Source organism: Streptomyces phyllanthi, from assembly GCF_009377205.1.
Classification (GTDB): Bacteria; Actinomycetota; Actinomycetes; order Streptomycetales; family Streptomycetaceae; genus Streptomyces; species Streptomyces phyllanthi.
On sequence record NZ_VJZE01000812.1, the window covers coordinates 1 to 2,231 of the forward strand.

The window sequence follows — 2,231 nt, forward strand, 5'->3', positions numbered from 1 at the left end:
TGTATAAGAGACAGGGAACCGAGGGGGATCGAGGGTGGATCGGCGACTGAACAACGGACGAAGATCGGGCCGTCTTGATCAATTCCGGATTCGTCTCGGATCCGACTCCGCTCGCCGAACGGAGTAGCGCGAGTCGCACACTTGGAGCCGGACAAAACGGGATGTTCAGCCTGCGCGCAGGCGCTCCGGATGCGTGTAACGTACGCGTTTCACCCCGCCCGCAGAGCCGCTCCGACCTGCGATTACCCCCCTCCGTTCACACCTCGAAGCACGTTCCTGTTGCTGTTGTCAAGCCCCGAGATATGCCCTGACCTGCGAAAACGCCATTCAGCAGACGCCGTATCCGTGTTACCCTGGATAGCCACGGAAGGGGTACCTGTCACATGACGTTCAAGGTTGGCGACACCGTGGTCTATCCCCATCACGGGGCCGCGCTGATCGAGGCCATCGAAACTCGCCAGATCAAAGGCGTGGACAAGACCTACTTGGTGCTGAAGGTCGCCCAGGGTGATCTGACGGTGCGTGTGCCAGCGGACAATGCGGAGTTCGTCGGCGTGCGTGATGTGGTCGGTCAGGACGGACTGGACCGGGTCTTCGAGGTGCTGCGCGCGCCGTATGCCGAGGAGCCCACGAACTGGTCGCGTCGTTACAAGGCAAATCTGGAGAAGCTCGCCTCCGGCGATGTCATCAAGGTCGCCGAAGTGGTGCGTGACCTGTGGCGTCGTGAGCGCGAGCGTGGACTCTCCGCCGGTGAGAAGCGGATGCTCGCCAAGGCCCGCCAGATCCTGGTGAGCGAGCTCGCCCTCGCGGAGAACACGAACGAGGACAAGGCCGAGGCCCTGCTCGACGAGGTCCTCGCGTCCTGACGCAGACGCAAGCGCAAGCGCGCCGGCAACTCGCTTCAGTGCAGTGATGGAAATGCCGCGGTGCCCGATGACGTATTAACTGTCGCCGGGCGCTGCGGCATGTTCGTATCGGTACGTCTTGCCTCTGGGCCCTGGTTATGCCGTGGTCTTCGTGGTCTTACCGCGTGTGCTGTACGTCGCGTGTCGCTGTGTGTCGTACGTCGAGGGAAATTCCCCCGATACTGGCGTGCCGGGCCCGGCGGCTGGCTCGACCGGGGTCACGGAAGGGTCCGGTCGAGGCTCGTGCCCGGCACTCCCCAGCTCTCGGCATTGCTCCAGCAGGGGGTACCCCCAGGGCCATACCCACGCAAGCCGAGTACACAAACCTGACAGGAACCGATGTCTGACGATTCGCTCCCTTCGCCTCCTGGGGCTCGTACGGGGGCTCGTACGGCGGCTGTGATTCCGGCCGCCGGCCGGGGTGTCCGCCTCGGCCCCGGCGCCCCCAAGGCGCTCCGCGCGCTGAACGGCACGCCGATGCTCATCCACGCGGTGCGGGCCATGGCCGCGTCCCGTGCCGTCTCGCTCGTGATCGTGGTGGCGCCGCCCGACGGAACCGCCGAGGTCAAGACCCTGCTCGACGCGCACGCGCTGCCCGAGCGGACCGACTTCCTGGTGGTGCCGGGGGGTGAGACGCGCCAGGAGTCGGTGCGGTTGGGGCTGGACGCGCTGCCGCCCGGGATCGACATCGTGCTGGTGCATGACGCGGCCCGGCCGCTCGTGCCGGTCGACACGGTGGACTCCGTCATCGAGGCCGTACGGGACGGGGCGCCCGCCGTCGTGCCGGCGCTGCCGCTCGCGGACACCGTCAAGCAGGTCGAGCAGGGGGGTGCGGCCGGTGAGCCGGAGCCGGTCGTCGCCACGCCCGACCGTTCTCTGCTGCGGGCGGTTCAGACTCCTCAGGGCTTCGACCGGGAGACGCTTCTCCGGGCCCATGAGGTGGTGACCGGGAACGTCACGGACGACGCGAGCATGGTGGAGCAGTTGGGGTTGAGGGTCGTGGTGGTTCCCGGGCACGAGGAGGCCTTCAAGGTCACCCGTCCTCTGGATCTGGTTCTCGCGGAGGCGGTTCTGGCCAGGCGGAGGCTGAACGATGGGTTCTGAGCCGGTGGCGGGGGGTGCGCCCGTGGTGTTGCCGCGGGTGGGGATCGGTACGGACATCCATGCCTTCGAGGAGGGGCGGGAGCTGTGGTGTGCCGGACTGCTGTGGGAGGGCGAGGGCCCTGGTCTGGCCGGGCACTCCGACGCGGACGTCGTGGCACACGCGGCGTGCAACGCGTTGTTCTCGGCGGCCGGGATGGGGGATCTGGGGCAGCACTTCGGTAC

Annotated in this window: 3 protein-coding genes; all 3 read left to right on the forward strand. The window is 67.2% G+C overall.

Annotated features, from left to right (window positions below; genetic code table 11):
• Positions 1-383 precede the first annotated feature (383 nt).
• On the forward strand, positions 384-866 hold the full coding sequence (locus FNH04_RS45140; protein WP_003953493.1) for a CarD family transcriptional regulator: 483 nt from the start codon (positions 384-386) through the stop codon (positions 864-866).
• A gap of 378 nt (positions 867-1,244) precedes the next feature.
• Positions 1,245-2,009 carry a 2-C-methyl-D-erythritol 4-phosphate cytidylyltransferase gene (gene ispD / locus FNH04_RS45150; RefSeq protein ID WP_152792021.1) on the forward strand — a complete coding sequence of 255 codons (765 nt, stop codon included), beginning with the start codon at positions 1,245-1,247 and terminating at the stop codon, positions 2,007-2,009.
• Positions 1,999-2,231: 2-C-methyl-D-erythritol 2,4-cyclodiphosphate synthase (locus FNH04_RS45155; protein ID WP_194237038.1), on the forward strand; the 233-nt coding region annotated here is incomplete at its 3' end. The genes ispD and FNH04_RS45155, both read left to right, overlap by 11 nt.

Bases quoted from the DNA above. Each gene is read 5' to 3' on its own strand.
- FNH04_RS45140 (WP_003953493.1), top strand. From the start codon at position 384: ATGACGTTCAAGGTTGGCGACACCGTGGTCTATCCCCATCACGGGGCC.
- ispD (WP_152792021.1), top strand. From the start codon at position 1,245: ATGTCTGACGATTCGCTCCCTTCGCCTCCTGGGGCTCGTACGGGGGCT.